Genomic DNA, 2,066 nt, shown 5'->3' with positions numbered 1-2,066 from the left:
GAGCGCGAACCGTGCCGCACCGGCATCGGTTGACCTCGTCATCGCTGTTGCTGTCGGTGAGTTCGATGACGTTCCCACAATTACCGATCGCATCGATCTGCCGCGCATCGGGTCCAAGAGCGCGTGCAACGTCGGCTGCAAGGGTTAGGCGTTCGATGCCAGGGCGAAAATGAGGTTTCCTCGGCCTGATCGACCCCACACTCGTTCGTTCGACACTTTGACCTGGTTGTACGTGCTCGAAGCAATCACAGCAATTTTTACGAAAAAGTGGATTTTGCGAGGAAGGAGTTTGTCCGGTCAGCTAATCTTCCGTGCATCACCCGCCACGGAAGGTCGGATATGACGGCAGAGAATGTGGCGAATCCCGCTACTGCGGACGGAGAGTGTCGGGACTGCGGCTACGAGCCTGAGCTGAAACGAACACTCGGTTCCTTTCAGGTGTTCGCAATATCTTTCGCGTTCATCTCGGTGGCCGTCGGCATCTTCGCCACCTACGATGATGTATTGATCAGTGCGGGACCAGTCGGAATCTGGCTGTGGATCATCGCGGCGGTCGGGCAGACGCTGGTGGCCTTGGTCGTCGCGCAGTTCGCCGCCCGCATTGCACTCAGCGGCTCCTCCTACCAGTGGGCATCGCGCCTGGCCAGCCCGAAGATCGGCTGGTTGTTCGGCTGGTTGACCCTCGAGTGCTGAGCGCGGGCCTCGTGCGTGAGGGTGGGGTCAGCGAGGGTGTCGTTTCGGTTTGCCTGGGGCGCGGGAGGGTTCGCGTTGGTTGCGGACGTAGGCTGCGACCGTGTCCAGTGGGGCTGCGCCGGTGGAGGTGACGAGGTAGGACGGGGACCAGAAGTGTTCACCGCACAGTGCTCGGGTCACTTCGGGGTAGTTTTCTCGTCGCACTCGCAGGGACGTGTTGGTCTTGATCGCCCCGACCAGTTTCGAGAGCGACACCTTCGGTGGGTAGTCGACGAGCAGGTGCAGGTGGTCGTCTTCGCCGTCGGCGTCGATCAGGGTCGTCTCGAACCGTTCGCAGACCTGACGGGTGGTGGTGATCAGGTGTTCGCGGACGCGGTCGGTGATCGCGCCGCGACGATACTTGGTCACCAACACGATGTGGGCCTGAAGACTGTAGACCACATGACGACCGGTCCGGTAAATGTCCCTGTCAATACCCATATCTGTTAACGTAGACCATATGGGCATCGTGCAGCGCGTGTACCCCGCGGAGGGGACGCAGCTCGAGGTGTTGGTGATGCATTGTGATCATGCCCGATTCGTCTACAACCTGGGGTTGGAACAACGCTCCTGGTGGACTCGCTCGCGCCGTCATGTCCGGCAGAAGATCACCGCCGCGTCGCAGATGAGGGAGCTGACCGAGGCGAGGCGCGAATGTGAGTGGCTACGAGCCGGTTCCACCGTCGTGCAGCAAGGTGCGCTGCGGGATCTCGATCGGGCGTTCATCAACTTCTTCGCCCGCCGGTCCGGGTACCCGAAGTTCAAGAAGCGTTCGGGCGCTCGGCAGGGTTTCGTCGTTCGGGACTTGGTGGTGCGGCGCATCAACCGGCGGTGGGGCGAGATTCTGGTACCGAAGGCCGGGTGGGTGCGGTTCCGTATCTCTCGGGCCTGGTCCGATATCGTCGCCGCGACCTCGGCGCGGATCGCGCTGCGCATGCCTTCGGCGGAGCCGTCAAGGGCAGTGAGCCTTCCGGCGGGTCAGCGTTTGCCCACCGCAACGCGCTGTTCTACGCGGAGCCAGGTGCCGGCTGGGGCACCCGTGGTGCGAAACCGGCGATGGCCGACCCGCTGACTGCGGAGTGCCTGGCTTGGATCGCCGAGTTCGCCCAAGCGTTACGTCCTTACGTCGATGGCGCCTACGTGAACGTGCCCAACGCCGACATGGCGGACTGGGAGAGCGCCTATTGGGGGTGATCCGTCGACCGACTGCGCACCATCAAGGCGAAGTACGACCCCGACAACGTGTTCAGCTTCGAGCAGAGCATTCAACCGGCCCCATGAGCGCTCGAGTCAGCGGCCGCGATGCGGCCGAAGGTGGTCGCCCCTGCTGGTGG

Annotated in this window: 1 protein-coding gene and 2 pseudogenes; 2 read left to right on the top strand and 1 reads right to left on the bottom strand. The window is 62.8% G+C overall.

The features are described 5' to 3' along the window. Positions 1–339: 339 nt before the first annotated feature. Positions 340–681 (top strand): annotated as a pseudogene (locus tag WAW17_RS11420) (amino acid permease); the annotation flags it as partial. A gap of 39 nt (positions 682–720) precedes the next feature. Here the strand turns inward: WAW17_RS11420 and tnpA are convergent. Further along, positions 721–1,173, bottom strand: coding sequence for an IS200/IS605 family transposase (gene tnpA / locus WAW17_RS11415; RefSeq protein WP_422333091.1), 453 nt, complete (start codon positions 1,171–1,173; stop codon positions 721–723). A 495-nt stretch (positions 1,174–1,668) separates the two neighbouring features. On the opposite strand from tnpA, the pseudogene WAW17_RS11410 reads away from it, so the two are divergent. Continuing rightward, positions 1,669–2,013, top strand: a pseudogene (locus tag WAW17_RS11410) (BBE domain-containing protein); the annotation flags it as partial. Positions 2,014–2,066 lie beyond the last annotated feature (53 nt).

Origin of the sequence: Rhodococcus sp. (in: high G+C Gram-positive bacteria), from assembly GCF_049286785.1 — a bacterium.
Lineage (GTDB): Bacteria > Actinomycetota > Actinomycetes > Mycobacteriales > Mycobacteriaceae > Rhodococcus_F.
This window is presented reverse-complemented; position numbering and strand designations above follow the sequence as displayed.

What these genes read in the sequence shown, in the direction of transcription:
- tnpA (WP_422333091.1), bottom strand. Translation starts at nt 1,173, where the DNA reads ATGGGTATTGACAGGGACATTTACCGGACCGGTCGTCATGTGGTCTAC.